Raw genomic sequence first — 3,223 nt, 5'->3', positions numbered from 1 at the left:
GCCTAAGATAGCAAGCCTCCTCGATCTCCTCGCCCGGGAAGCCGATGCCTGCAGCCTTGCGCACGATGGAATGTGCGCCATCGGCACCGATCAGGATATCGAGGTCGATTTCCTCCCGGGAGCCATCTGCGCGGCGCAGCGTCACATGCGGCCGGTCCATCGTGCCGGTGACGCTTTCAAGCACCGTCTGCCATTCAGGCTCGACTTCATAGTCCGAAAGCTTGCCGAGCAGCAGCCGTTCCGTACGGCCCTGCGCAAGCACCTGGATTGCCGGAAAGCGGCCGTCGATTTTGGAAGGATCGATCTCGAAAAGCACTTTCTTGCCCGCCCGTACCCGAAAGCGATCGATCCGATAGGCCTCCTGCTGGATTGCGTCAGCGGCCCGGGAAGGCGAAAGCAAAGTCAGCGTGCGCGCATTGATGCCGAGCGCCCGGCTTTCCGAAAGCGGCACCGGGCCTACATCGCTGTCGATGATGCGCGGGCGAAAGCCTCGCCGGGCAAGCTCGATTGCTGCCGCAAGACCCGTCGCGCCAGCACCGGCGATCAGGATGTTGCGATGCCCGGCCCCCATGGTTTCATCCCTTGCTGATCAAATTCTCCAGCTTCTTTACCGCCGTGTCCGGGTTTTCGCCATAGGCGATCGTGCCGGCGAAACGGCCCTCGGAATCAAGCAGGAAGACGGATGCCGTGTGATCCATCGTATATTCACCATTCGGATCCTTCTCATCCACGGGCACCTTCTTGGCGTAGACGCGGAAGCCCTTGATGACGTCGGCAACCTTCTCTGGCGGACCGGAGATGCCGGTGATGCGCTTCGAGACGTTCGAGACGTACTGGTTCATGATTTCCGGCGTATCGCGCTCCGGATCGACCGTGACGAAATAGGCCTGTATCTTGTCGCCCGCCGGATCGACTTTCTCCATCCAGCCATTGAGCTCGAAGAGCGTCGTCGGGCAAACCTCGGGGCAATGCGTGAAGCCGAAGAACACCGCGGTCGGCTTGCCGCGTAACGCCTGCTCGGTGATCGGCTCGCCGCTTTGGGAAACGAGCGTGAACGGAACGCCGAACGGCCCCTCGGCGAGCGGCATATCCCTCGTCTTCGTGATGTTCAGCGTCAGCCATCCGAGCATCGCTGCGACGATGATGATGGCCACCCAAACAGCAACCCGGAAATTCTTCATGTCTGCGACCCCTGAAAGCAAGCGGACGGCGCTGCCCGCGACTGCCCGCCTGATAGCTCTTCGGCGCCACGCACGCAATTCAACATCCCGTTTTCCTGCCCGTGATTAATTGTCTCACCGCCGCTTTGGGCAGATGTTTGCGCATTGGCGGTGCACGTTAAATCAATCGTAACCTCTGCGAGCGAAAAATCCATTGGACTGAACGACATCAACACTGCCACCAGCAACGGACGCCGAAATCCGATCCGCTGGGTAGGCATTTCAAGACCGGCGAGGGCATGAATGCCCGTCACGCGCCGCGAGAAGCAACCGCCGCCTCGCATCCGAAACCTTCTCCCGCACGGAGCCTGATTGGCAAAGTCGCGGGCGCATTCAGTGGCGGCGCCGCCGCCAAAGCCGTGGCCGCTCCGGCCGGAGACAACTGGGAAGAATTCTGATCATGACAAGCGCCATCATCTCACAGGCCGGTTCCCATCTCGAAATCGTTTCCTTTCATCTCGCCGAACAGGAGTTCTGCATCGACATCATGGCGATCCGCGAAATCCGCGGATGGGCGCCGGTGACGCCAATGCCGCATACGCCGCCCTACGTGCTCGGCCTCATCAACCTTCGCGGTGCAGTGATCCCGGTCATCGACATGGCCTGTCGTCTCGGCATGAAGATGACGGAGCCGTCGGAGCGCTCCGCCATCATCGTCACCGACATCGCCGGCAAGCTCGTCGGCCTCCTTGTCGAGCAGGTTTCCGACATGATGACCATCAAGAGCGAAGACCTGCAGCCGCCGCCGGAAATCATCCCGGAAGCCCAGCGCGCCTTCTGCCGCGGCATCGTGGCGCTGGAAAAGACCATGGTCTGCTTCCTGAACCTCGACACTGTCATCGCCGACGAACTGTCACAGGCTGCTTAAACAGCCTTCCGCTCAAAACCAGGGCCCCCGGCGAAAACCGGGCCTTTCATTATTGCGGCTTGCCATTCTTCCAGGTTACGTTCTGGCCATAGAGCGGGATCGTCGAGATCGACATCTTCGCCGAGCCATCTGTCAGCTCGCGCGAATGTGCGAGATAGATCAGAGTGTCGTTGGTCTTGTCGTAGATGCGGTTAACGACCAGCTTCTTCCAGATGAGCGACATGCCCGCCTTGAACACCTCGTCGCCATCTCTCGAGAGATTAATGTCACCGATTTCGATCGGTCCCGTCTGGCGGCAGGCGATCGAATTGTTCGAGGGATCCTCGAACCAGTTGCCGTTTTTCACCCGGTCGATCACGCTGCGGTCGAAATAGGTGACGTGGCAGGTCACGCCCTTCACCTCCGGATCGGCGATGGCATCGACGATGATATCGTTGCCGATCCAGTCGACGCCGACCTTGCCGACGACCTCGGCAGACGCGACACCTGCGCCAAGCGCGGCAACCGAAGCGGCAGAAAGAACAAGCTTGCGCAAAGTGGACATGGCGGCTCCGTGAATGATCCGCTTCACTAGATAAGTACGGCCACCGCCAAAACAAGCAAGCTGGCTATGCCTTGCGGCAGGTGCAGGGCTCGTAGCCGTTTGCGGTGAGCCTGCCGGGTGTCATGCCGATTGCAGCGGGAATGGCATGCACCGCAGCGGCCTTGACGGCCCTTGCCATCTCGATCGCCGCATGGGCGCAGACGGCAGCATCCTCCGCGGCATTGTGGTGGGAAAAGCGCAGACCTAGATGCTCGGCGATCACGTTCAATCTGTGCGAGAGGAACTGCGGCCAGATACGCTGCGCCATCTTGAGGCTGCAGAGATAACTGAGTTCCGGATAGGACTGGCGATAAAGGTCGAGCGAAGCGCGCCAGACACTGAAATCGAAGGCGGCATTGTGCGCGATCATCGTCGCGCCCCGGAAATCATCGTGGAACTCCTCCATGACTTCCGGAAATTCCGGCGCATTTTCCACATGCTCGGGCCGGATGCCGTGGATTGCGATATTCATCCCGGAAAAACGCATATCCTTCGGCCGGATCAGCCGTTCCTCGACACGAGTGACCCTGCCCTCATTGATCCAGGCAAGAC

5 protein-coding genes and 1 pseudogene are annotated in these 3,223 nt (G+C 60.2%); 2 read left to right on the top strand and 4 right to left on the bottom strand.

The features are described 5' to 3' along the window. Together C9413_RS30200 and C9413_RS30195 are read right to left on the bottom strand one after the other, a co-directional pair. On the bottom strand, positions 1-571 hold a 571-nt coding region (locus C9413_RS30200; protein WP_170251336.1), incomplete at its 3' end, for an FAD-dependent monooxygenase. Positions 572-575: 4 nt separating this feature from the next. Further along, positions 576-1,181, bottom strand: a complete 606-nt coding sequence (locus C9413_RS30195; protein WP_039845333.1) for an SCO family protein — start codon at positions 1,179-1,181, stop codon at positions 576-578. A gap of 153 nt (positions 1,182-1,334) precedes the next feature. Here C9413_RS30195 and C9413_RS34015 point away from each other — a divergent pair. After that, positions 1,335-1,618: pseudogene (locus C9413_RS34015) on the top strand (methyl-accepting chemotaxis protein); the annotation flags it as partial. 2 nt (positions 1,619-1,620) lie between these two features. Continuing rightward, positions 1,621-2,088, top strand: coding sequence for a chemotaxis protein CheW (locus tag C9413_RS30190; RefSeq protein WP_039845334.1), 468 nt, complete (start codon positions 1,621-1,623; stop codon positions 2,086-2,088). Positions 2,089-2,137: 49 nt separating this feature from the next. On the opposite strand, the gene C9413_RS30185 is transcribed toward C9413_RS30190, so the two are convergent. Then, a complete protein-coding gene (locus C9413_RS30185) occupies positions 2,138-2,632 on the bottom strand; it encodes a CreA family protein (protein ID WP_039845335.1) in 495 nt (164 codons plus the stop codon). Positions 2,633-2,696: 64 nt separating this feature from the next. Next, on the bottom strand, positions 2,697-3,223 hold a 527-nt coding region (locus C9413_RS30180; RefSeq protein WP_170251335.1), incomplete at its 5' end, for an exonuclease domain-containing protein.

It is taken from the genome of Rhizobium sp. SEMIA 4085, assembly GCF_013004495.1.
Lineage (GTDB): Bacteria > Pseudomonadota > Alphaproteobacteria > Rhizobiales > Rhizobiaceae > Rhizobium > Rhizobium gallicum.
Note: the sequence above shows the minus strand (reverse complement) of the source record. Positions and strands in the feature narration are given on the sequence as shown.

What these genes read in the sequence shown, in the direction of transcription:
- C9413_RS30195 (WP_039845333.1), bottom strand. Translation starts at nt 1,181, where the DNA reads ATGAAGAATTTCCGGGTTGCTGTTTGGGTGGCCATCATCATCGTCGCA.
- C9413_RS30190 (WP_039845334.1), top strand. Translation starts at nt 1,621, where the DNA reads ATGACAAGCGCCATCATCTCACAGGCCGGTTCCCATCTCGAAATCGTT.
- C9413_RS30185 (WP_039845335.1), bottom strand. Translation starts at nt 2,632, where the DNA reads ATGTCCACTTTGCGCAAGCTTGTTCTTTCTGCCGCTTCGGTTGCCGCG.